30 protein-coding genes, 1 tRNA gene, 1 rRNA gene and 2 pseudogenes are annotated in these 21,143 nt (G+C 36.0%); 3 read left to right on the forward strand and 31 right to left on the reverse strand.

Going from position 1 to position 21,143, the window contains the following annotated elements:
• Positions 1-93: 93 nt before the first annotated feature.
• Positions 94-167 (reverse strand) — tRNA-Ile (locus E4O01_RS11700).
• A 127-nt stretch (positions 168-294) separates the two neighbouring features.
• A 16S ribosomal RNA gene (locus tag E4O01_RS11705) occupies positions 295-1,839 on the reverse strand.
• 584 nt (positions 1,840-2,423) lie between these two features.
• Between E4O01_RS11705 and gatC the strand changes: the two genes are divergently transcribed.
• The 3 genes from gatC to gatB are packed head-to-tail and all read left to right on the forward strand — an operon-like array spanning position 2,424 to position 5,676.
• Positions 2,424-2,735, forward strand: coding sequence for an Asp-tRNA(Asn)/Glu-tRNA(Gln) amidotransferase subunit GatC (gene gatC, locus E4O01_RS11710; protein ID WP_253692364.1), 312 nt, complete (start codon positions 2,424-2,426; stop codon positions 2,733-2,735).
• Positions 2,736-2,744: 9 nt separating this feature from the next.
• Complete coding sequence (gene gatA / locus E4O01_RS11715) at positions 2,745-4,202, forward strand: Asp-tRNA(Asn)/Glu-tRNA(Gln) amidotransferase subunit GatA (RefSeq protein ID WP_253692365.1); 1,458 nt, start codon at positions 2,745-2,747, stop codon at positions 4,200-4,202.
• The gene (gene gatB, locus E4O01_RS11720) at positions 4,195-5,676 is read left to right on the forward strand and encodes an Asp-tRNA(Asn)/Glu-tRNA(Gln) amidotransferase subunit GatB (protein WP_253692366.1); all 1,482 of its coding nucleotides are present in this window, start codon (positions 4,195-4,197) and stop codon (positions 5,674-5,676) included. Before gatA ends, gatB begins: the two co-directional genes overlap by 8 nt.
• A 63-nt stretch (positions 5,677-5,739) precedes the next feature.
• On the opposite strand, the gene E4O01_RS11725 is transcribed toward gatB, so the two are convergent.
• From E4O01_RS11725 to E4O01_RS14920, 29 genes and pseudogenes are all read right to left on the reverse strand, one after another.
• Positions 5,740-6,762, reverse strand: a complete 1,023-nt coding sequence (locus tag E4O01_RS11725; RefSeq protein WP_253692367.1) for a hypothetical protein — start codon at positions 6,760-6,762, stop codon at positions 5,740-5,742.
• 12 nt (positions 6,763-6,774) lie between these two features.
• Positions 6,775-7,281 carry a YfbM family protein gene (locus E4O01_RS11730; RefSeq protein ID WP_253685652.1) on the reverse strand — a complete coding sequence of 169 codons (507 nt, stop codon included), beginning with the start codon at positions 7,279-7,281 and terminating at the stop codon, positions 6,775-6,777.
• Between the two features lie 41 nt (positions 7,282-7,322).
• Complete coding sequence (locus tag E4O01_RS11735) at positions 7,323-8,099, reverse strand: hypothetical protein (protein ID WP_253685654.1); 777 nt, start codon at positions 8,097-8,099, stop codon at positions 7,323-7,325.
• A 178-nt stretch (positions 8,100-8,277) separates the two neighbouring features.
• On the reverse strand, positions 8,278-9,066 hold the full coding sequence (locus E4O01_RS11740) for an alpha/beta fold hydrolase (RefSeq protein WP_253692368.1): 789 nt from the start codon (positions 9,064-9,066) through the stop codon (positions 8,278-8,280).
• Positions 9,067-9,222: 156 nt separating this feature from the next.
• Positions 9,223-9,522 carry a hypothetical protein gene (locus E4O01_RS11745; protein ID WP_253692369.1) on the reverse strand — a complete coding sequence of 100 codons (300 nt, stop codon included), beginning with the start codon at positions 9,520-9,522 and terminating at the stop codon, positions 9,223-9,225.
• A gap of 24 nt (positions 9,523-9,546) precedes the next feature.
• Positions 9,547-9,918: a hypothetical protein gene (locus E4O01_RS11750; RefSeq protein ID WP_253692370.1), complete on the reverse strand. Its 372-nt coding sequence runs from the start codon at positions 9,916-9,918 to the stop codon at positions 9,547-9,549.
• A gap of 203 nt (positions 9,919-10,121) precedes the next feature.
• Positions 10,122-10,682, reverse strand: a complete 561-nt coding sequence (locus E4O01_RS11755) for a hypothetical protein (RefSeq protein ID WP_253692371.1) — start codon at positions 10,680-10,682, stop codon at positions 10,122-10,124.
• Between the two features lie 121 nt (positions 10,683-10,803).
• Positions 10,804-11,457 carry a GAD-like domain-containing protein gene (locus E4O01_RS11760; RefSeq protein ID WP_253692372.1) on the reverse strand — a complete coding sequence of 218 codons (654 nt, stop codon included), beginning with the start codon at positions 11,455-11,457 and terminating at the stop codon, positions 10,804-10,806.
• Between the two features lie 177 nt (positions 11,458-11,634).
• Positions 11,635-12,324: a DUF6966 domain-containing protein gene (locus tag E4O01_RS11765; RefSeq protein WP_253692373.1), complete on the reverse strand. Its 690-nt coding sequence runs from the start codon at positions 12,322-12,324 to the stop codon at positions 11,635-11,637.
• A 23-nt stretch (positions 12,325-12,347) separates the two neighbouring features.
• Positions 12,348-13,331 carry a hypothetical protein gene (locus E4O01_RS11770; RefSeq protein WP_253692374.1) on the reverse strand — a complete coding sequence of 328 codons (984 nt, stop codon included), beginning with the start codon at positions 13,329-13,331 and terminating at the stop codon, positions 12,348-12,350.
• A 65-nt stretch (positions 13,332-13,396) separates the two neighbouring features.
• Positions 13,397-13,609, reverse strand: coding sequence for an RHS repeat-associated core domain-containing protein (locus tag E4O01_RS14900; protein ID WP_371819656.1), 213 nt, complete (start codon positions 13,607-13,609; stop codon positions 13,397-13,399).
• Positions 13,610-13,652: 43 nt separating this feature from the next.
• The gene (locus E4O01_RS11775) at positions 13,653-14,324 is read right to left on the reverse strand and encodes a protein phosphatase 1 regulatory subunit 42 (protein ID WP_253692375.1); all 672 of its coding nucleotides are present in this window, start codon (positions 14,322-14,324) and stop codon (positions 13,653-13,655) included.
• Positions 14,315-14,497: a hypothetical protein gene (locus E4O01_RS11780; RefSeq protein WP_253692376.1), complete on the reverse strand. Its 183-nt coding sequence runs from the start codon at positions 14,495-14,497 to the stop codon at positions 14,315-14,317. Before E4O01_RS11780 ends, E4O01_RS11775 begins: the two co-directional genes overlap by 10 nt.
• 3 nt (positions 14,498-14,500) lie before the next feature.
• On the reverse strand, positions 14,501-14,656 hold the full coding sequence (locus tag E4O01_RS11785) for a hypothetical protein (protein WP_253692377.1): 156 nt from the start codon (positions 14,654-14,656) through the stop codon (positions 14,501-14,503).
• A 24-nt stretch (positions 14,657-14,680) separates the two neighbouring features.
• A pseudogene (locus tag E4O01_RS14905) lies at positions 14,681-14,851 on the reverse strand (RHS repeat-associated core domain-containing protein); the annotation flags it as partial.
• Entirely contained in the window at positions 14,852-15,265 is a 414-nt protein-coding gene (locus E4O01_RS11790; protein WP_253692378.1) for a hypothetical protein, read from the reverse strand.
• 1 nt (position 15,266) lies between these two features.
• Positions 15,267-15,608, reverse strand: coding sequence for a hypothetical protein (locus E4O01_RS11795; protein WP_253692379.1), 342 nt, complete (start codon positions 15,606-15,608; stop codon positions 15,267-15,269).
• A gap of 3 nt (positions 15,609-15,611) precedes the next feature.
• Positions 15,612-15,773 (reverse strand): annotated as a pseudogene (locus E4O01_RS14910) (RHS repeat-associated core domain-containing protein); the annotation flags it as partial.
• 76 nt (positions 15,774-15,849) lie between these two features.
• Positions 15,850-16,446, reverse strand: coding sequence for an Imm26 family immunity protein (locus E4O01_RS11800; protein ID WP_253692380.1), 597 nt, complete (start codon positions 16,444-16,446; stop codon positions 15,850-15,852).
• 107 nt (positions 16,447-16,553) lie between these two features.
• Complete coding sequence (locus E4O01_RS11805) at positions 16,554-16,895, reverse strand: DUF7668 domain-containing protein (protein ID WP_253692381.1); 342 nt, start codon at positions 16,893-16,895, stop codon at positions 16,554-16,556.
• Between the two features lie 126 nt (positions 16,896-17,021).
• Positions 17,022-17,366: an immunity 51 family protein gene (locus E4O01_RS11810; protein WP_253692382.1), complete on the reverse strand. Its 345-nt coding sequence runs from the start codon at positions 17,364-17,366 to the stop codon at positions 17,022-17,024.
• Positions 17,367-17,376: 10 nt separating this feature from the next.
• A complete protein-coding gene (locus E4O01_RS11815; RefSeq protein ID WP_253692383.1) occupies positions 17,377-17,757 on the reverse strand; it encodes a hypothetical protein in 381 nt (126 codons plus the stop codon).
• 67 nt (positions 17,758-17,824) lie between these two features.
• Entirely contained in the window at positions 17,825-18,175 is a 351-nt protein-coding gene (locus tag E4O01_RS11820) for a hypothetical protein (RefSeq protein ID WP_253692384.1), read from the reverse strand.
• Positions 18,176-18,286: 111 nt separating this feature from the next.
• Positions 18,287-18,433, reverse strand: a complete 147-nt coding sequence (locus tag E4O01_RS14915; protein ID WP_371819657.1) for an RHS repeat-associated core domain-containing protein — start codon at positions 18,431-18,433, stop codon at positions 18,287-18,289.
• A 151-nt stretch (positions 18,434-18,584) separates the two neighbouring features.
• Positions 18,585-18,992, reverse strand: a complete 408-nt coding sequence (locus E4O01_RS11825) for a HEAT repeat domain-containing protein (RefSeq protein WP_024465754.1) — start codon at positions 18,990-18,992, stop codon at positions 18,585-18,587.
• Between the two features lie 4 nt (positions 18,993-18,996).
• Positions 18,997-19,257, reverse strand: coding sequence for a hypothetical protein (locus tag E4O01_RS11830; RefSeq protein WP_253692385.1), 261 nt, complete (start codon positions 19,255-19,257; stop codon positions 18,997-18,999).
• Positions 19,258-19,377: 120 nt separating this feature from the next.
• Complete coding sequence (locus tag E4O01_RS11835) at positions 19,378-20,319, reverse strand: hypothetical protein (protein ID WP_253692386.1); 942 nt, start codon at positions 20,317-20,319, stop codon at positions 19,378-19,380.
• A 14-nt stretch (positions 20,320-20,333) separates the two neighbouring features.
• A complete protein-coding gene (locus E4O01_RS11840; RefSeq protein ID WP_253692387.1) occupies positions 20,334-20,672 on the reverse strand; it encodes a hypothetical protein in 339 nt (112 codons plus the stop codon).
• Positions 20,673-20,723: 51 nt separating this feature from the next.
• On the reverse strand, positions 20,724-21,038 hold the full coding sequence (locus E4O01_RS14920; protein ID WP_371819569.1) for an RHS repeat-associated core domain-containing protein: 315 nt from the start codon (positions 21,036-21,038) through the stop codon (positions 20,724-20,726).
• Positions 21,039-21,143: the final 105 nt, after the last annotated feature.

Genomic DNA, 21,143 nt, shown 5'->3' on the forward strand with positions numbered 1-21,143 from the left:
AACTTTTAAACGCCTTCGTTCCCTTCCCTAGCTATGTCAAATATCTGTTCGCATAATCCTAAAAGGATTTGCTAAGCCGATTTTCAATCGGTATGGGCCTGATTAGAGTTGAACTAATGACCCCTTCCTTATCAGAGAAGTGCTCTAACCGACTGAGCTACAGGCCCTATAAAAAAGAGTTTCAGGAAAGAACGAAAAGGAAGCATCAAATTGTCTTGTGTACTTCAAGACTTGTTATACAAGTATTGTATAACTAGAAGGTTAAAAACAACCTTCAAATACCCTTTCTCATAGAAAGGAGGTGATCCAGCCGCACCTTCCGGTACGGCTACCTTGTTACGACTTCACCCTCCTTACCAAACGTACCTTCGGCACCGTCCTCCCTTACGGGTTAGACTAGCGACTTCGGGTACCCTCGACTCGGATGGTGTGACGGGCGGTGTGTACAAGGCCCAGGAACGTATTCACCGCACCGTGCTGATGTGCGATTACTAGCGATTCCAACTTCATGAAGTCGAGTTTCAGACTTCAATCCGGACTACGATTGCTTTTTTGCGTTTTGCTTGACCTCGCGGTGTCGCTTCGATTTGTAGCAACCATTGTAGCACGTGTGTAGCCCTGGACGTAAGGGCCATGATGACTTGACGTCATCCCCACCTTCCTCCGATTTGTCATCGGCAGTTCCGCCAGAGTCCTCAGCTTTACCTGTTAGTAACTGGCAGTAGGGGTTGCGCTCGTTGCGGGACTTAACCCAACACCTCACGGCACGAGCTGACGACAGCCATGCAGCACCTGTCAAGAGCCGTATTGCTACGCTGCCATATCTCTATGTCATTGCTCTTGATGTCAAACCCAGGTAAGGTTTCTCGCGTATCATCGAATTAAACCACATGCTCCACCGCTTGTGTGGGCCCCCGTCAATTCCTTTGAGTTTCACCCTTGCGGGCATACTTCCCAGGCGGTACACTTAATGCGTTTGCGTCGGCACCGAAGCTCTTGCCCCGACACCTAGTGTACATCGTTTACTGTGCGGACTACCAGGGTATCTAATCCTGTTTGCTCCCCGCACCTTCGTATATCAGCGTCAATCATCGGCCAGAAACCCGCCTTCGCCACCGGTGTTCTTCCAAATATCTACAGATTCCACCCCTACACTTGGAATTCCGGTTTCCCCTCCGTGATTCAAGTCAAGCAGTACCCAATGCAGTTTACGAGTTGAGCTCGTAGATTTCACACCAGGCTTACCTAACCGCCTACATACCCTTTACGCCCAATAATTCCGAACAACGCTCGCCCCTTACGTGTTACCGCGGCTGCTGGCACGTAATTAGCCGGGGCTTATTCGCATGACTACCGTCATCTCACAGGCATTCCCTCCTGTGTTTATTCTTCATCTGCAAAAGAATTTTACAACCTTTCGGCCTTCTTCATTCACACGGCGTCGCTCCGTCAGACTTTCGTCCATTGCGGAAGATTCTTAGCTGCTGCCTCCCGTAGGAGTTTGGGCCGTATCTCAGTCCCAATGTGTCCGTTCACCCTCTCAGGCCGGATACCCATCGTTGCCTTGGTGAGCCTTTACCTCACCAACCAGCTAATGGGACGCGGGCCCATCCTGAAGCGGAGCCGTAGCTCCTTTCCTCATTTACCTTTATGTAAATGAGCACATTCGGTATTATCTAATATTTCTACTAGCTATCCCCATCTTCAGGGCAGGTCACCCACGCGTTACTCACCAGTCCGCCACTCTAGGGGAGAGCAAGCTCTCCCTTACCGTTCGACTTGCATGCTTAAGACGCGCCGCCAGCGTTCGTTCTGAGCCAGGATCAAACTCTCCATCATTATTATTTCAAGCCGCCCTTAAAGAGCGGTTGATTTCTTAACGTAAGTTTGTCCTTAACATGTTAAGGAATTTGGTAAAAGCTAATCAGCCAGCCTCTACCGGTTTTTGATACTTTCCTTACCAAAAGCTTTACGCTTTGGCTATTTTTGTTCTTTCCCTTCCCTCTTAATTTCAAATATCATTCGCTTGCAACTTGAAAAAGTTGTTTAGCGAGCAAAAGTGAGTATACATCATTTCCTCATCTTTTGTCAAGAGCTTTTTTCAAAAAAGTTTTAATTTTCTTTGGTCTTTTTTGCAAGTTTTCACCTTGCAAAACTTAAGGAGCTCTCCCTTCATTTAAAGGGTAAAACTTTCAAAACTTTTCAAGCATTTGCTGCCATTTTCAACGCTTCCGTCTCGCCGACGGTGAGAGGGAATATATCCCATTCCGTAACTTTTGTCAAGTACTTTTTGTAAGGTTTTTATGGATTTTCTGCAGGCAAATTTGTTACCTGAAAGCCCATTTTTCTCCCGATTATAGATATGCCGGACATTTGGCCCTACTTAACATCATTTTCTATTTGTGATATTATGGCCGTCACTTATGGAAAAAAATAGCAATAAAATATCAAAAGAAGTCTTTTCGACTCTTTTGTATCTTTCCCGCCTTTCTTTAGGGAAAGAAGAAGAAACCCGCTTAGCCGGACAGGTAAATAGCTTGGTAGGTTATTTCGAAATCTTGGATAAATTTGCCGACAGCAATTTGGATTCATCAATGTATGCAACCCACGATGAATCAGCCTTACGCTCCGATGAAGTAAAAGAAGGTCTTGCTCAAAAAGACTTAAAAAAGATGACCTCGGAATATATGGATAATTATTTTAGAGTTCCCAAGGTTTTGGGTTCAGGAGCTTAGGAGTTGTTTATGATAACGAATTTGACATTTACTCAGCTGCGTGACAAACTAAAAAATAAAGAGCTTTCTTCCCTCGAAATTCTTAGAGCATTTAAAGCCGAATATGAAAAAGATTTAAAACAACCTCTTCCTTTAAACGGGTTTGTCGAATTTTTTGAAGACGCAGAAGAACATGCAAAGAAGGCGGATGAGCTTATTGCTAAAGGCGTTTCCTTTGACGAAAAACCACTTTTAGGCCTGCCCATTGCGGTAAAAGATAATATCTCAATGGCAGGAAAACTATGCACCTGCTGCAGCCGCTCATTACAAGGATATTATGCTCCATATAATGCAACGGTAATCGACCGATTGGTAGAGGCAGGCGCCGTTTTAATGGGAAGGATAAATATGGATGAACTCGCCATGGGTTCTTCAACCGAATTTTCATGCTACGGCCCGTCAAGAAATCCCGTTGACAGGGAAAGAACGCCGGGCGGAAGCTCTGGAGGCTCGGCTGCCGTAGTTGCAGGAAATCAGGCACCTTTTTCTCTCGGAACGGAAACGGGAGGCTCGGTTCGGCTTCCGGCTTCATATTGCGGAATTTACGGCCTTAAACCGACATACGGACTTTTCAGCCGATACGGGGTAGCAGCCTTCAGTTCTTCCTTAGACCAAGTAGGCCTTTTCGGAAAAGAAGCCGCCGATATAGCCCTCGGCATAGCCATCATGGCAGGCAAGGACGAAAATGACGAAACTTCGGAAGAAGCCGATTTTTCTTCATTATTAAATCTTTCTGCCTATTCAAAAAAAGAAATCGCCTCATTAAAATTTGCAATCCCCAAGGAATTTTTAAATACGGAAGGCTTGGATAAGGAAGTCAAACAAGTCTTTGATGAAGTATGTGCATGGCTTACCAAGAATGGGGCAAAACTTGAAGAAGTTTCCATTCCTGTTTTGGAAGCCTCAATTCCTACTTATTATACTCTTGCAATCTCGGAGGGAGCGAGCAATCTCTCGCGCATAGACGGCATAAGGTTCGGCCTCCGCAAAGATGCCGGTAAGGGAAATGACGAGCTTTATATTCAAACAAGAAGCGAAGGTTTCGGCCCTGAGGTTAAAAGACGCATTATAACCGGCAACTATGTTCTTTCAAAAGAATTTTCAGGCGACTGTTACGAAAAAAGCTTAAACGTAAGGGCAAAAATAGCTCAAGGCGTAAATGAAGTTTTACAAAAATATGACTTTATAATCTGTCCGACAGCTCCGGCTCCGGCCTTTAAACTTAACGAAAAAGTAGATGATCCTATCGCTATGTACCTTTCGGACCTTTTTACAACCTTTGTAAACCTTGCCCGCATTCCGTCCCTTTCGGTTCCGGCAGGAAAAACAAAGGCAGGACTTCCGGTAGGCATTCAGTTTTGCGGAAAGAAATTTTCGGAAGAGAACATCTTAAAACTTGCAAAGGCCTGGGAGGAAGATCATGCTTAAACACGGCAATTTAGAATACGAAATAATTATCGGCTGCGAAATACACTGCCAACTTTTAACCAAAACAAAGGCTTTTTGTTCTTGCGAAAACCGTTACGGCGGCATTCCGAATACGCGGGTTTGCCCCTCCTGTCTCGGACTTCCGGGAGCCCTCCCCAGAGTAAGCAAGGAATATGTAGAGTTCGGAATTAAGGCAGGGCACGCCCTCGGCTGCAGGATAAATAATTTTTCCAAATTTGACAGAAAACATTATTTTTATCCCGACCTTGTAAAGGGCTATCAGATAACTCAATTTTACACACCTCTATGCGAAGAAGGCGAAGTCGAAATTAACCTCGCCGCTCAAAATGAGGAGCCTAAATTTAAGAAAGTGAGAATCGAGCGCATCCACTTGGAGGAAGATGTCGGTAAGAGTCTTCATATAGAAGGTTCACACAGCTACATCGATTTTAACCGATCAGGAGTTCCTCTAATCGAAATTGTTTCAAAGCCCGATATGTCAACTCCCGATGAGGCTGCCCGCTACATGCAGACAATCAGGGAGATTTTAAAATTCGTCGGCGTTACTGACGGAAACATGGAAGAAGGAGCCCTGCGCTGCGATGCAAACATAAACTTAAAAATCATCGACAACGGCGTAGAGTTTAGAACCCCTATTTCGGAAATAAAAAATATGAACTCCTTTAAGGCTGTAAAGGATGCCTGCACCTATGAGGTTTCCCGCCAATTGGATGAATACACGAGCGAGAACCGAATTGCTTTTAAGCAGGGCTTTAAACGAACCATGGGCTGGGACGAACCTTCAGGGCAGACTGTAATTCAGCGTACAAAAACAATAGCCGAAGACTACCGCTTTATGCCCGAACCGGATTTAAGAGCTCTGGAATTGAGCGATGAGTTTATCAAAGAGGTGAGCGATTCGGTCGGAGAATTACCGGAAGCAAAACGGCTTCGGTTTAAAAAAGAATACCACTTGTCGGAATTCGATGTTCAGACCCTTACCTCGGAAAGAGATTTGGCGGAATGGTTTGAAGAGGCGGCAAAAAAATCTTCTTCTCCCAAAAAATGCGCCAACTGGATTTTGGCTGAAGTTTTGGCTGTTTTAAACGAAACAAACTCTTCTCTCTCCGATTTAAAATTCGGACCCTGTGCTATAGCAGAACTTGTAAATGTTATTGAAGAAGGAAAAATAACAAGCAAGCAGGCAAAGGATGTTTTTGCCGAGATGATAGCTCTCGGTAAAAAACCGTCTGCCATAATCGCCGAAAAAGGCATGGAACAGGTGAGCGACTCTTCCTTTATCGAAAAAATCGTAGAAGAAGTTTTTGCCGAAAACACCGAAGCCGTCCAAGACTGGAAAAACGGAAAGACCAATGTTGCAGGCTGGCTTATGGGACAGGTTATGAAAAAATCCGGCGGCAAGGCTAACCCGAAGCAAGCTGCCGAACTTGTAAACAAACGCCTGGCACAGTAAACTTAAAGCCGATACAATAAGCCCTCGCTTCTTAAAAAGTGTTAAGAAGTGCGGGCTTTTTTATTAATCCGCCTCTCTTGCGATTTGGCATTCAAGTTCAATACCTGTCATCAAATAATTATCGTCCATATCGATACTTGCAGTATAGGAATTATAAAATAAGTGATTGCTGTTACTGTGCCACGAAATTAGATAATGTTTATCTGCTTCTATTTGATGAGGTCTTAATATCTTGCGCCCGAATGTTTTTTTCATGGTATCGGTTTTAAGCACAGAAAGCATATCGACCCCGTTTAATTTTATAGATATTTTATTATCTTTTGCTTTTGAAATGTCATCCTTTTTCATCCAAAAATAAATGATGCTGCAATCTTTAAGCGGGGTTTCCTTTTTCATGCTTCCATAAAATATAAGCCGGGCAATAATTGCATTATTTTTTACTAAAACGGCTTTTGAATAAGGTACCGGTTTCATAGGCCGCCGATGATAACCTTTTGCAACGGATATATCCGGTGAACCTGAATATTTTTCAAATTCGTTTGAATTGGGAAATTTCATTATGTCTAAAGCAGTTACACGTCCCTTTTCCGTATAAATGTCAAAACCATCATTCATAAGTTCTTTTATCGCGGTATGTCCTAATTTGATTTCGGTATTATTTAAGGTAAGAACCGGAGCTTTTACCGGTAAGCCGATAGCGATATATGCTATTGTGCAAAAGACTAAAAACAATAAAGAGGCAAAAAGCACAACCAACGATTTTCCGGTGCGTTTTCTTGCATTAAAAAAGGCCATAATCGGCACAAGAATTACCGTTCTTGTTAAAACGGCTGTTGCTGAAGGAAATCTGGATCCTTTGTAGATAATTTGTACAACAAAAAGAATTGCTATTATAAACATTAAACCATATACAAGAATTTCGCCTAATCCCAATTTACCGGTTTTTGTATTTTCGTTTACCGGCTCATCAATTAATCTTTTTCCATTACCAAGGGTGTTTTTTAAATTGCGATATAAAAAACAGGTGCAAAAAATAAATGAGATACCTAAAAAGGTCATTAGTCCGATATGCAAAAGTCTTCCCATGTTCAAACCTGGTTAATAAATGGTAACCAATACATTGCCGTCAGCTTCGAGCACTTGCTTGTAAAATTCTTTCATATTTTGAAAACAGTCGGTTAATTCCTCTTTTATTTCATCAGCTTCTTCTTCATAATCCCAAATGTTCGGATATAAATCCGCTTTTTTGCATTCTTTCATACTGAAATTATTCATAGCTTTTTCTATATCAAAATTATCGAGAGCTGAAATGATGTCTTTAATTCTTGACTTTTCGGTGTAAGCTATAAAATCTTCTATGCCATCAATAGGAGATACGCCTACAACAGCTTCACTAAGAGGGTCATTTTCTATCGGTTTGCTGCTATCGATACCAGTAAGCACAAAATGAAGTGCATCCCACATCTTATCTATATCCAGCAGCAGTTTTGCTTCTTCATTCCACTCTTCTACATTCTCAAAGATTTCATCTTCTTCCGCATTAAAAGATTTGAGCTGTTTTAAATTCTCATCACTTAAATATTGATAGTTTGCTATCATTCCCATTTTCTTATACCTCCCGTAAGTTTTAAATTTGTTTAAGCTGATTATTTCATTATATCACATTCTTCTTGTTTCTTATGAAATTTGATCCCAATCTTTTCGTTTTTAAAATCAAAAAAGCTTAGGCGGTTTTTTAACACTTGGTATCCGATTACACCGGATACCGGTACTTTGAGCTTAATATCGTCAATATTATGCATAACAGCGGTAACATCACTATATTCACTACCAAGTGCAGTTACCTTTATCTGAACTATTCCGTTTACTTCATCTATTACTTTTAAACTATCTATTCCAAAAGATTTATCAAGAAGACAAGTGTTTGCTCCCGTATCCAATACGAACTGATATACATTATCTAAGACATTAACATCAATCACCGGCAATACTCCCGTTTTCATTTCAAAATACTCCAATCCCTCCGGAGCATCTTCGTCTAATCCAATCTGCAAATTAGCATAGTCAAGTAGTACAGTGTGTTCTCTTATAAGATCAATTCCTATTGTTCCAAGGAAACAAAGATCCGGCTTAATATTTCTAAGCGGTTTTTCAACATAATCCATATCTAATAACAAAACTGAGGTCTTGGGTGCAACCCATTCATGACATCTAATATCACATATACTTTCTACCGCAGAAGCAGTCTTCATTTCATTATCGAACTTGGCAACTTCAATATCTTTTCCTACAAAATCCGGAAAATGAAATTTATTAAGACATGTCTTCATAGCCCCTGTATCAAATGCCATATAACCGTTAATTCCGTTTACAGATACATTAATCAAAATAATGCCGCTTACTACTTCAATCGGTATTCTCATTGTTCTTTCACCTCAAAATTTATAAATTTGCCTGCCTTATGTTTATTTCATTATATCACATTCCGCATATTTTGTTAGTGAGTAAAGCCTAAATATTCATTCTTATAATTACTGCCCTGATATAAAAATTGTGCTGCTTCGGCAAATCGGGATTTGTTAGACAGCTTTGTAGTTTAATTTAGTTTTTAAATTGAACATTAGTTTTCAAAAATGGATTAACCAGTTCCATCCACTCTAAAGGTAGATAAGCTGATAGATATCCATGATTATAACCTTTAGCTTCATAGATGGTACAATTAGGATGCATTTTTTGAAACAGTTTAGCAGATTCTTTAACACAGCTCATTTCTTTTTCACCATAAATATATAAAACCTGTGCTTTGCTTTCTGTAATAGCACATTTAAGTCTATACCCGCCCATATATGTTTGGTACATAGTCACTAATGTTTTAATGGTAATCCTTGGCATATCCTCCATATAATAGTTTTCTATTTCTTCCGGATAGGCCATATTGGGATACATTTTTTTCATTAAACTTAATTGAATTTTACAGGCCGATTTACTAAACATCAGTTTCCCAAATAGTTTTACAATAATTGTACTAATTCGCGCTAATTTTGGCTGAGGAATACAAATACTCCCATCTATTATCGCTTTCTGAGCTATATCACTATCTAATGATAATAACTCAATTGCAATTTGACCACCCAGAGAAACACCGCCTAAGGCAAACAATTTTCCATCACAATTATTTTTTATATAAGCCATGATTTGCTGTGCGGAATTTTCAGTTGAAATATAATTTTTTTGATATTCTTCTCCATGACCATCAAGTGTTGGTAAAATTACATGGAATTCGTCTGATAATATACGAGCTTGCCAAAAATAATTCCACCAGGAATTACCTCCACCGTGTATCAATAATATATGAGGAAAATTTTTATTGCCAAATTCATGAAATATCATATTTCAATACTCCTATAAATTCAAATTTTGTTTGCATATATTAATCAATATTATACCATATTACGGCTTCAATTGGTATTACCATTGTTCTTTCTCTTCAAAATTTATAATTTTTGAAATTTGTCTACTTTATGTTTAATTCATTATAACTGTTTTTTATCCCTTAAAAAATTCTCCGTATATCATAAGAGATATTATGAATAAAAATATAAGGCTTAAAAAGAAAATAAACTTTTCCAAGCGTAAGTTGCCTACACTGTGCTTTACTTCGCTGCGGTTTAAAAACCGAGAAAGAAAATAATTTATAGTTGAAAGAATTATATGGCTTATCAATATCACAATTATTTGCACCTTACTGCTTTGCGAGCCGATAAAGGGCAATTTCGATATTAAAGACATTCCGCCTATATAAATTATCATAACATAAAGAAGTCCTAAACCTTGAATCGGTATCATATTTACACCTCACTATGGAATAATCTACGATAAATTTGAATAGAGAATTTCCAAGTCTCCGTCTACAAAACCTACGCCCACACCCTTACGCGATTTTAAAACACCGCAGTATTTTCCTTTTGCCAAATACTCTTTAATAGCTGCGGTAACCTCTTTTAAAACCTTTTTCCATTTTGCTTTTTCTTCCCAACGAAAAGGATTATCGCGGCTGCCGAAGTCGGTGATCTCATCGCATGCCCAGTCTTCATCTTCCAAATCAAAACTTTCAGTACCGACCAATTCCATCGACCACATATCGCCGTCTTCTTCATTTAAATTAAAGCAAAAGGCTTCAATCTTATCGACGGCGGCAGAGCTTAAAACACCGTCAATCCATTCTTCAATTTGTTTATACATATTTTTCCCTTTAAGTTTATAAATTAAGAAAACGTCTGCGCAATTTTACAGAGGCTTATCTCCCGTATTTCTCGAACCATTCTTTTCGATAAAAGGAAAACTATAAAAACTTCCGTTTTTTATAGTTTTTCCTTAAACTTATGTGCGATGTTTTTAATAAGTCCTTTGTTATTAAAGACTTATTAAAAACTCGTCGGTCATCTCTAAAATCTAACCGAGGTTTTAGAGATGACCAGAATATTTTTAACGCCCATGTTAAAACCGAATATCAATACGATAATTCCAAGTATAAAAAACAAAACCGCCAACAATGATATGTTTTTTGCACGCACTTCGGCACCGATAAAAAATTCGCCGCGTGCGGAACCTGAGGTATCGCAGTATATGCTTACCGTGCCGCCCGGTGCGGAAAAAGAAGCCGACGGTATAAAGTGCCCCATAATCTTTCCGTCAAACGGGATTGCCCTCTTGCCGCTCAGCTTTGTAAACTCAATTATTTTTCCTTTATCATCTTTTATTTCGTATATATAATCGCTGCGCTCTACCGAATACAAATCGGTGTAGATAAAAACCGTTTCATCTTTTTTTGTTTCGATGTACACCGTTTCTTTTGAAAGCGCGTGCGCAAAACTGCCGGCACTTGCCGCATTTTTGTATGCATTTTGAATCCCAAAACCGATTATAAAAAACACAGCAGAACCTGCCGTCATAATTAAAAGACCTATTGCCTTCGGTAACCTTGATGGCTGTTTTGGTATATCCATTAGAGCTCCTTGTAAATTAATTAATACGGTTTAAAAATATTACCGTCCAATTTCCAATATCTGATTCCGGTATCGCCGCCGCTACAATCCTTGCCGCAAGAGGTGATTTTACTGCTCAAACCTAACTTAAATCGATTATCTTTCCGACGGCTTGACCTATCATATCTACGTATGTTTTGGCATCAACTATCTTTAATGTTTTGTATGTTTTTTTACCGCCTAATGCCGGTATGGGTGTATAGCCGTAACATTCACCATATTTTAAAGGAGGTAACACTCGTTTTATTTTTTGATAATTTTTTGAACGAAATTCTTTTACATTATATTCAAAATCTTCGTGTGCTTCATCTTCCATATTAATATCAAAGTCGTAACCTAACCAAAAAGCCGGGTCTTTTCCTCCTACTACATCATCATCGCAGTCGTTGATAAAAATAATTTTAATATGATCTCCATTTAATTTATTTTTATTTTTAATATCCCATAATAATAAATCTCCTAAAGCTGTAATACCTATTACAATGCTTTTATCATAGATATTATCAATATAATCAAATGCAAAGTCCCATTCATCAGGGTTTACAAATTGTACAAAGCCGTGTTCGTAAATACCAAAACCGGTACGCCTCCATACTTCCAAAATAGGTTCGGGCAATAAGCCTGTGTATTTGGTTATAAGTTCGTTGGGTACATCGGAGTATTTAATGTAATCTTTATTCCTATCAAAAAATAATTCTATATCTTTTTGTTCTTGGTTTGTCAGCTTATTTGTCATAATATTTTTCCTTTTATAGTTTTACGTTCAAAATTTTATCATCATTTGATTGTGATAATAATTCCGAATTTCGAAGAATTTGTTTATAAGCTACAAATTCCCGTTTTTCCTTTACAATGTCTTCTAATATTTTTTGATTTCTATCTGTATATCCATTAGAGCATCCTTGTAAATTAATTAATACGGCTTAAAAATATTACCGTCCAATTTCCAATATCTGATTCCGGTATCGCCGCCGCATTTTTTGCAGCAAGAATTTTCAGATGCCGAAAAGCCGATTCCGCTTTGTTCCGCAAGTTTTATAATCCGCTCTCTTTCTTCAACTAAATTCGGAATATCAGGTATGAGGCAAGCGGAAATTAATTCTTCCGTTTTGCTTTGTAAAAAGGCCTCTTCCGTCATTTTGGGTAAAAGAAGTGAAGCCAGATACCAATCCGTTTGTTTTTTGTGTATTTCCGAGAACCCGCAAGACTTACATTGAATGCTTGTTAATATTTTCGGTGTACGGCTTTCTGCAAATATTTTTTCAATATTTATTTTTTTGTCTTCCTTTATCATATGTGCAATTCCGTAAGAAAGCCATTTCAGGCATTCCATCAACTCATTTGCCCATGGTTCAGCTTCGCCGTTTATGGTATGATTATTTACCTTGCAAATCCAAATATCATTTATGCTGCCCATTCCTCCATAAGCCATAAGATGATGTTGAACGCTGCCTGTGCTTAGGTATTCTTCAATATCGGTTTCAATCCATTTTTTCCAAGCACAGGATGTTTCGGTAAACAATTGTTTTAAGGCTTGCAATGCATAAATATAATATCTGTCATTTTCTCTCTTATAATCTTTTTTATCCTGTAACTTTGACATTGTTCTTTTTACTGACACTCCTTTTAAGCTTTCCACTTATTTATTATTTCGGTAAAATCGGCAATTATTAAATTGAAATCATAATCAGGTATTTTCTTTTTTTGTTTTTCTGCAATGGTTTTAAGAGCAACTAAAAAATACTCTGCCAGTTTTTCTTTTTGCTGTTGATGTGTTAATTGACTGAATTCTTTTTCAAAATGTATGTCTGCATTTATCTTGCCTGTGTCTGTTTTAAACGGGCCGTATTGAAATCGAGGACGCAAGTAATATCCTTTTTCAGAAATTTCTTTTTTTGTGTATAATTTTTGTAATTCTTTCGCCGCTTCTTGACTTGATAATTTGCAGCCGGTTTCATCGATAATATAATTTGTTTTACAATGAGCATTATCATAATAACTGAAAGCACAATTCAAGAAAATACAATTCACGGCTTTTCCGTATTTTTCCGGGCGCATCTTTTTGTTCAATTCGTCCTGAAGTTTTTCCTTAATACTTTCTATAACCGGTTTTGAATTTTCATAACAGTTGGATATCGTACGCACAATCCAAATAGGATTTTTGGGAATCCAATTGCGTTGACTTTCAATTTTTATGTCTTCTATCTTTTCGGTTACGGGGTAATCCCAATACACCGGTTGTTTTTTGTCTTTACATTCAGGCCCGGGATAGTAGGAAGTTCTGCCCTGCTCCATAGTAAATCCGGTCTTTCTTTTTGACCATATTGCTTCGACAAAACGTAGTTCTCCGAATCTGTTACAAAAAAAAGTACGGGGATTACCGTTAAAAAATACACCTCTGAGCGCTTCCACCGGTTCGTGATTTCCCCAGCCGATTACGGCAAGACATTCGCAAAGACGCACAGCCTTGTTCCACTCGGATACGCTTTTATAATCCGCATATTTTAAAAACTCTGTAAAAAGTTTTTCGCGCAGTTTTTCAACAGAGGCTTGAGAATTTAAAAAAGTTTCCAATTCCGATAAATCGTTAATTTTATAAATTTCGTTCATGTCCGTTTTTTTTTGTAAATGATAACGCCTCAGATTTAAAAGGAAAAATACCGTTTGCTTTTACATCAAGGAATTTCATTCCGCCTAAATAATGCAGGATTACCGCCCGCCTGCCCAATCGTGTCTCGGCTTATGTATGTGCCTGTACTTGGGGCGTAGTATCTGTACCTATTATACGCTAATTCGCTTTCGGCAGCAAGGTGTTGACATTGGTATAAAAAACACCTGCCAATGTTCTGGCTAAAAATAAGGGAGACAAAAATCTCCCTTATTTTTATTGTGCGGAATTATTAAGGACATAAATTATATGTTACCATCAGACTACCTAATAATACTAACTTTTACTTTATTCTTGATGATATCAATTAATTTATAATCAACAATTTTCTTACATCGTTCAATGTTTAATTCTTTTAACATTTTCAAATCTTTGATAGCTTGAATATTTTCTAAATTATTATTTCTTACCAAAGATAGCTCAGTTATTGGAAGCGTTTCAATTCCATTCAAGGTTTGTATCTTCGAACTATAAATATGTAATATTTGCAGTTTTCGTAATTCTGAAATTTTTTTTAAATTCATATCAGTGAATTTAAAAAATACCATGCTTTTTAAAGAGTGAGCCTTATTGAAATTAGTTAATCCCTTCCAATATTCACTTCCTAAATGTTTAATCTGGGTAAATTTTGAAATATCTATTGCAAATTTTTGCTTCTGTTGAAAATAAATTTTTTCAACATTTTTTAATAAATAAATTGATTCGAAATTAATAATATTTTCAACGCTGCCAATAAAAGAGAGTACTTTTAAAGTGTCCGATATCTTCGCAAACTCTTTAAAATCAATAATATTCTCAATTCCAGAAATACCAATTAGATGTATTTGATTAATGCCTATCTGGGCGGCATATTCTATACCTCTGTTGAAATTGTCTGTATATATAGTTAAATACTTTCCATCTAAATTTTCTCTTATGGTTTTATCTAATGACATTTTATACCTTTTCCTTTCTGTTGGTTAAATTTTGTTTCAAAATCATCTGCTTTTTGAATAATATCATTGTATAAAGTCTTATTATTTTTCCGGGCATCCGCAAGTAGCTTTTCTCCCGGAGAATTAATTGCATTTTTAAAATTAGGGTCAGTAACTGCATTCTTTCTTCTCATAAGTTAAGCTTCGACCATTAAGCCTGTTTGATTATTTCCATAATATACATATATTCCTTGTGTTACATTAGCCTTTCCACCTACTCTTTCTTTCATTGAAGCATACATCCTATCTTCTGGTCCTTTTCCTATATACCATGTTTTCCCATCGGTAAACATATAAGTTCCTGTTAGTCCTAACACATCTATCCAACTGTTAGAGTCGTGAACATAAGCATATGCATTTAGTCCGCCCGCCAGCCCAATCGTGTCTCGGCTTATGTATGTGCCTGTACTTGGGTCGTAGTATCTGTACCTATTATACCCTGCCGATGTTCCGCAAAAGGCGGAAGAAAGGAAAATAAATAATCGCAACTAAGGCAAATATTCTTTATTTCCAATTACTTTCATTCTGATTTTTGAAAAAATATCATCAATTTGATATTGATTTATATTATATTGTTCAAAAATATTTCTTATCCCTTTTTCCATATAATGGAGAAAGATGTTGTAAATATCTGTGTCTTTTTGAATTTCCTTATAAGGCATATAGATTACATACTCTACAACCTTATACCGTTTAGATATAGTTGGATTTGTTACAAAAAAATCATTGCTTTCTCTTGCCGAATACAAAAAAACCAAAGTGTAGTCTTTATGCACTTTGTTGTATTCATCTGATAAGTTGATTTCTTTCTCCAAATCATTCCAAATCAATTTTACAACTTTGTGAGAAATCTTAAAAGATATACCCACATCTGAAAATATTGCACCAATTCTAAATTTCATATTATCCACATCCTTTTTTAGGTTTAAAACTTTTTTTATTACCGTCAAGTATCTCACTTGTTTTATCATAATGAGCTTGTAATCGGGCAGTCTCTGCTGTTTTTGCTTCTGCTGTTGTTTTAAATCCTTTTTCTACGACTTCCCCTCTGATAACACTATTAGGGTGTAGTTCTTGTAATTTTCTCAATTGTTGATGTAGTCTTGTTGGTTGTCCTGATGATTTTGTAACACGCCCTAAATCAGCTTTCCCTATTTTATATAGTTTATCATCTATATGAATTTCATAAACTCCAAAATTACCTACGGCGTTATTTGAATTTAGATTTATAGGACTTAATCCCATTATATCCACCCAACTGTTCGAGTCGTGAACATAAGCATATACATTTAACCCGCCCGCTAACCCTATCGGGTCGTGGCTTATGTATGTGCCTGTACTTGGGTCGTAGTATCTGTACCTATTATACGCTAATTCGGTGTCGGTAACAAGGTATCGGCTTGATAGCAAAAACGTGTAAAGGTGTACCTAAGCAGCCGTTTGTTTCAAATAGTTTTTGAAATTACGATTTATTATTAAAATATTTTTATAAACATTCTGATATACTGCTCAATTTTTTTATAATCTTATTTTCTACTTGCACTTCTGTATAAATACCCATTAACTGATAATCGCCGTTCAACAATTCTTCTCGCGTGATAGGTGTTTCGCTATTGTCTTTTGCTTTCCAAACTCTTAAATTATCTATTGAGCCTAAAACCAATTCTATATTATCATAATTAGAGCACGTTACCTTGTCATAATGTGGAGTTATATAAATAGATTTCCACCGTTTTTTTAATACAGGTGTCCATACTGTATAAAAGGGTTTCATTAATATACCTGAGTTGATTATAATATCTATTGGTGTGTTTAAGTTTCCCGTTTTATTAAATACCTCAATTAAAGTTTTTCCCGCAACTTCATTAATAGCCCGTGCAAAAGCAAATTGCTTGTTCCAATCCTCTTTTTTTAGTTTTGCTTTGGGATTTTCTGTCAAAAACAGAGGTATTGCTACTACCTCTCCATCTGTGCTGTAACGCTTTTGTGTTTTATAAGTTCTCATATTCTTCTTTATATCTTTTTCCATTTTCATCTGTTTTATTTTCATCAAAAAATTATTTTTATTATCTTGTTTGTTCAATATCTTTTGCTTGAACATAAGCCAGCTGTTTATAATGTATATGCATATAATTTGTTACAATCAACTCCAAAAACCGGAGCATTATCTTTGAGATAGAGCACGCTATTTTATAAAACCCTTAAATCATTAATTTCGACTTTTGCTGTTTCGTTGGTAATATAACAGGATACTGATAATGTCAAATCACTTCTGCCTTCTTCTTTTGTCCATAAAGGGATATAAACATCAAGTCTATTTTCATCTTTTACATCATAAATTTCGGCCTTTGTAAATGCTTCATCCGGTAATGGAACTATAATACAACCATATTTTGTAATTATTCTTCTCAAATCATCTATATCAACTCTGCCGTTTTGACTATTAAGTTTAACGGCTTCGTAATTATTCACAGAAATATTGTATACTATTTCCTTTATTATTGATTCAAAATATGTAAGTTGTAATTTCATATTAACAGTCCTTTTAATTCAGCGTCTTCAATCTGCCCTGCTTTTCTAAACGGTATGAATGTCCGCTCTCCTTTTAGTTTTTTTAAGTCTGCCGTTAGCGCTCCATTCGTAACTTATGATATATATCTAATCCAATTCTGCTTTTGAGAAAAGACTTTGTATTAAAACATCATTTTCGCAAGTTTCTTTAAATGAGAGTATAAATGTTTTTAAAGCTGATTCATTTGATGAGTAAGCACAAAACATATCCGCTTCGGGGTCGAACCCAACAACATCTATTAATTCAGGTTTTCGTTCCTTTAAAAATACTTTTGCTAAGGAAACCCAATCATAACCGTTTCCCTCAAAACCTTCGTCTTCACGAGTTTCAAATAATTCAGCTTTGTAGTCTCCTACATATAAGCAAACGGAAAAGCTGTTTTCTTGTTCTCTCCATAAAAAAGGGGCGATTTTTTCTTTTAAATCTGTCATAAACTTATAATTATTCGGATTTAGCCCAACTTCTTATCGCAAACAATTCTTCAAAAAGAGTATCTGCATTTTCTTTGATACCGTTACGATATTTAGCAGGAATTTTTTTATGATTTCTTTCCCACCAAGCATCAAATGTTTCTTTTAATTTTTTACGATTGAGAAGATAAATACTGGAAGCTGCCGTAATTGGATATTTTTTACAAATTGTTATCAACATGTCAAGATTGACAAGTAAAATTTGACAACCATCATCTTGCTCTACAATCATTAAGCTTTCTTGTGCTTTTTTTACATTTTCCAAAGCATAATAAAAATAATCTAACGGAAAAAGGTCTGCTTTTGTATTGTCTTGCGGGGCTATGCCCTTTACTTTGTGTTTAGTACTCATATATTTATTTTTTACTGCCTCCTGTTTGCGTGCTTGGTTATGTTTACGTCTTTAGCAATTATCTGCATTAATCCCTTTCTAATTTAACATTTACTTTAGAGTATTTTTTTTCTAAAATTTTTAGAAACTCATCTAACAGGCATAAGACGTCTTTGTCTGTTATTGTTTTGTATTTAGATAATATGTAGTCATAGATACTTTTATTACCTTCATAATATAATAGTAATTCCGTATGTTCCATAATATCATCAAGCCATTTCGGTTGTTTTATAGCACAATTAATCATTATAATAAGAGCCAATTCTGAGGAGTGCCCAAATACTTTTTTATCTGCATACTCAAAAACAGCCTCTAAATCTGAATAATCTAATTGTTCACAATAATCTATAATTTTTTGATATTCTTCTTCTATTTTCATTTTTAATTCATTGGTACATGTGTTTCTTCTTTATTGCTACTTATTTCTCTCAAATCCTCTATTTTCAAGCTCCTTATGTATTTTATCTCTTGTCATTCCCTCAAATTGCAGTTAGTCTTTTATTTCCTCTTGACAGGTTGCAGCTAACCCGAACACATCAATCCGAGTATTCGGGTCTTGGCTTAGGTATGTGCCTGTCTCCGAATTATACCACCTGTACCGGTTATAGTAAAGCCCCTCTAATTCAGCGTCTTCTATCTGCCCGGCTTATCTAAACGGTATGAATGTCCGCTCTCCTTTTAGTTTTTTTAAGTCTGCCGTATATGTGTAATCGGCACTGCATACAAGCTCGCCGTTATCGTCTATTGCCTGTAAAGGTTTGCCTATATGATCGGAGATAATGCATATTTTAAATGATTTTTCTTATTTTTAAAATCCTTATTGCTTCCTCAGATATTTCAGGTTCATTATCCATTGTCATTTTTTCTAACAAATCAATAGGAAGTTTTTTATTTCTCACAACAGCCATTCTAACCGAATAATCCGTATCTTTCATTAAGATTTCAAATGTATCTCTGTCATTTTTATTTTTCATTGCAATAGTGAATCGCACATCTGTATCTTTATCTTTACTAAGTAATTTTAATATTTCAACAGGAATGTGTTTGTTATGAATAAGCCATGATTTTCTTTCAGGATAGTTATGTATTATTTCAGATATCAGTTCAGGAGACAATTCTTCGGTTTTTGTTTTATTATTATCTTCCATAAAAGAACTGTCAGCCAATTTAATATAATCTTTTATATTATCAATCATATCATTATCCCCCACATACTTTTTTCCCTTTAGTTCCCTTATGTTTTTTGTTAGGATCAATGAAGTCTCCATATTCGTCAGCATCTCTATACCATTCTAATACCCCCCCTTTGCCTTCTTTAAATACTTTAAATGCTGATCCGCCATGTTTCGCTGTATCTATAGACCACCATAATCCTGTTGACTTATGTTGATAATAAGTATGTTGCCCTATTGTGCGTTTTTTACTTGTACCTTCAGTAGTCAGCTTCCAAAGCCCTCTCAACCCGAACACATCAATCCGAGTATTCGGGTCTTGGCTTAGGTATGTGCCTGTATTCGGGTCATAATACCTAAATCTATTATATGCTAATTCGGTTTATACATCAAGATATTGACATTTTTACTATTTAACTAATGCGGGTTGTTTGTAAATCCAGTTATTCCGTTGGCAAAATTCAAAAAATTTTAAGTTTTCTTTGGGGTCTTTGAAAGTTATATAAGCTATTTTTAAATTCGGTAATTCACTTAATCTGCTAAAATCTTCTGCTTTGAGTAACTCTAAATTTGTAAGCATTAATGCTCGAAGTTTTTTCATTCGAAAAACAGCTTCTATATTTTCAAGTTTTGATAACCCTACACATTCAAAATCATATATATATTCTTCATTTTTGAAAAATGGAATTACAGAAATATGATTCATATATCTTAAATGAACTGAATTTAATCGCTCTAATTGACTTATAGAAGAAATGTTAACTTCTTTACATTTTTCTAAAAAAATAGATTCAATACTTGGGATTTTTTTTAAAATCAGCTCACTTGCTAGTATTTTTCTACCTACAAACAATTTTTTTATAGGTAAATCTACAATTTTTGATAAATCTATATCAAAAGCATCTAAACATTGTAATTTATCAAAGGTGTTAATAATGGAATATTGTTTTGTAGTAAATCCTGTATATAAACCTAATGTCGTTAGATTTTTAAACTTAGCCAATGGTTCTAACGAAATCCCCTTTTTTACATTATCATAAATCCTAAACTCTTCTAAATCATCTATATACGACAAATCAGATAAGTCTTCTATAAGACCATTGAAAACAATTATTCTAAGTTTTTTTAAATTCGTTAATAATTGTAATTGCTTAAAATTTTGTTGATTTATTTCTGTTTTTTTATTTAATGATAAAATTACTTCTTTGTTATAATTTTTTAGAACATCATTTATTGTTATTAGTAATTTATTATTACTCAAATTATTTCCAATATATAAACGCTTTGCATTTATAATTTGATTTTCTAAGTCTGCTAACTCTGTTAATTTGTTAATTTCTAATCTGTCCATTTTTTATTATGCATTTATTTTATACAACCTGCACCAGCTCCATTTTTATCATAGTGATTATTTATCTTATCATCAATTACATTTATATAGTCATCTCCATATTTCTCCTTTAACCACTTTTCACCATATTCTCTTCTTTTAGCTTTATCCTTTTTATCCATATTTACTGGACGTTTTTTATTTGTTACAGGATTTACTTCATCTATGAATTTACTTTCTTTTAATCTTTCATAAGTAATTTGTTCTACTCCTTGCGCCGTATCTGTATCAGGTATATCTGTAAATATATCTGTAGCCGAATTTACTTTGTCACTTTTATATCTTGTCTTTGCATTTTGTTTAGCTTTTCCCACATAAATTTCATTATTTCTTAAATAGACAGTTGCCAGCCCAAATATATCAACTTATATATTACTATCAAACACATACCCATAAATCGTTGGATTACCGCCCGCCAGTCCTATCGGGTCTTGGCTTATGTAACTGCCTGTACTTGGGTCGTAATATCTGTACCTATTGTAACATAAATCCGTCTCATTGTCAAAGTATTGCCCTTGATAGCGGAAATTACAAAAACCCTTTTCGCCTTTTTCTTTACGGACTCTACCGTAAATGTCAGGGAAATCAATTTTTGGACACGGGCACTGCTTTACCGGCCGTTTTTGCAAGCTCATCTCGCGTAGTGCCGTAACATGCCACCAGTTACGGGCATAACACATCACCTGTTACGGACGTAACAAGCAACGTAAATAAACCGCTTAAAACTTGATTTCCGTGCCGTAAATGTCAAGTTCTCTTGCCCAAATGTAATAAAACAGCTAAAA

The organism is Treponema sp. OMZ 790, assembly GCF_024181285.1.
Lineage (GTDB): Bacteria > Spirochaetota > Spirochaetia > Treponematales > Treponemataceae > Treponema_B.

Coding starts and splice junctions, on each gene's coding strand:
- E4O01_RS11765 (WP_253692373.1), bottom strand. CDS start 12,324: ATGTCAAAGTTACAGGATAAAAAAGATTATAAGAGAGAAAATGACAGA.
- E4O01_RS11780 (WP_253692376.1), bottom strand. CDS start 14,497: ATGAGAAGAAAGAATGCAGTTACTGACCCTAATTTTAAAAATGCAATT.
- E4O01_RS11740 (WP_253692368.1), bottom strand. CDS start 9,066: ATGATATTTCATGAATTTGGCAATAAAAATTTTCCTCATATATTATTG.
- E4O01_RS11785 (WP_253692377.1), bottom strand. CDS start 14,656: ATGTTTACCGATGGGAAAACATGGTATATAGGAAAAGGACCAGAAGAT.
- gatA (WP_253692365.1), top strand. CDS start 2,745: ATGATAACGAATTTGACATTTACTCAGCTGCGTGACAAACTAAAAAAT.
- E4O01_RS11735 (WP_253685654.1), bottom strand. CDS start 8,099: ATGAGAATACCGATTGAAGTAGTAAGCGGCATTATTTTGATTAATGTA.
- E4O01_RS11805 (WP_253692381.1), bottom strand. CDS start 16,895: ATGAAATTACAACTTACATATTTTGAATCAATAATAAAGGAAATAGTA.
- E4O01_RS11770 (WP_253692374.1), bottom strand. CDS start 13,331: ATGAACGAAATTTATAAAATTAACGATTTATCGGAATTGGAAACTTTT.
- E4O01_RS11790 (WP_253692378.1), bottom strand. CDS start 15,265: ATGAAATTTAGAATTGGTGCAATATTTTCAGATGTGGGTATATCTTTT.
- E4O01_RS11730 (WP_253685652.1), bottom strand. CDS start 7,281: ATGGGAATGATAGCAAACTATCAATATTTAAGTGATGAGAATTTAAAA.
- E4O01_RS11810 (WP_253692382.1), bottom strand. CDS start 17,366: ATGACAGATTTAAAAGAAAAAATCGCCCCTTTTTTATGGAGAGAACAA.
- E4O01_RS14920 (WP_371819569.1), bottom strand. CDS start 21,038: ATGTGTTATGCCCGTAACTGGTGGCATGTTACGGCACTACGCGAGATG.
- E4O01_RS11750 (WP_253692370.1), bottom strand. CDS start 9,918: ATGTATAAACAAATTGAAGAATGGATTGACGGTGTTTTAAGCTCTGCC.
- E4O01_RS11745 (WP_253692369.1), bottom strand. CDS start 9,522: ATGATACCGATTCAAGGTTTAGGACTTCTTTATGTTATGATAATTTAT.
- E4O01_RS11725 (WP_253692367.1), bottom strand. CDS start 6,762: ATGGGAAGACTTTTGCATATCGGACTAATGACCTTTTTAGGTATCTCA.
- E4O01_RS11760 (WP_253692372.1), bottom strand. CDS start 11,457: ATGACAAATAAGCTGACAAACCAAGAACAAAAAGATATAGAATTATTT.
- E4O01_RS11820 (WP_253692384.1), bottom strand. CDS start 18,175: ATGAAAATAGAAGAAGAATATCAAAAAATTATAGATTATTGTGAACAA.
- gatB (WP_253692366.1), top strand. CDS start 4,195: ATGCTTAAACACGGCAATTTAGAATACGAAATAATTATCGGCTGCGAA.
- E4O01_RS11755 (WP_253692371.1), bottom strand. CDS start 10,682: ATGGATATACCAAAACAGCCATCAAGGTTACCGAAGGCAATAGGTCTT.
- E4O01_RS11815 (WP_253692383.1), bottom strand. CDS start 17,757: ATGAGTACTAAACACAAAGTAAAGGGCATAGCCCCGCAAGACAATACA.
- E4O01_RS11825 (WP_024465754.1), bottom strand. CDS start 18,992: ATGATTGATAATATAAAAGATTATATTAAATTGGCTGACAGTTCTTTT.
- E4O01_RS11795 (WP_253692379.1), bottom strand. CDS start 15,608: ATGGGATTAAGTCCTATAAATCTAAATTCAAATAACGCCGTAGGTAAT.
- E4O01_RS11835 (WP_253692386.1), bottom strand. CDS start 20,319: ATGGACAGATTAGAAATTAACAAATTAACAGAGTTAGCAGACTTAGAA.
- E4O01_RS11775 (WP_253692375.1), bottom strand. CDS start 14,324: ATGTCATTAGATAAAACCATAAGAGAAAATTTAGATGGAAAGTATTTA.
- gatC (WP_253692364.1), top strand. CDS start 2,424: ATGGAAAAAAATAGCAATAAAATATCAAAAGAAGTCTTTTCGACTCTT.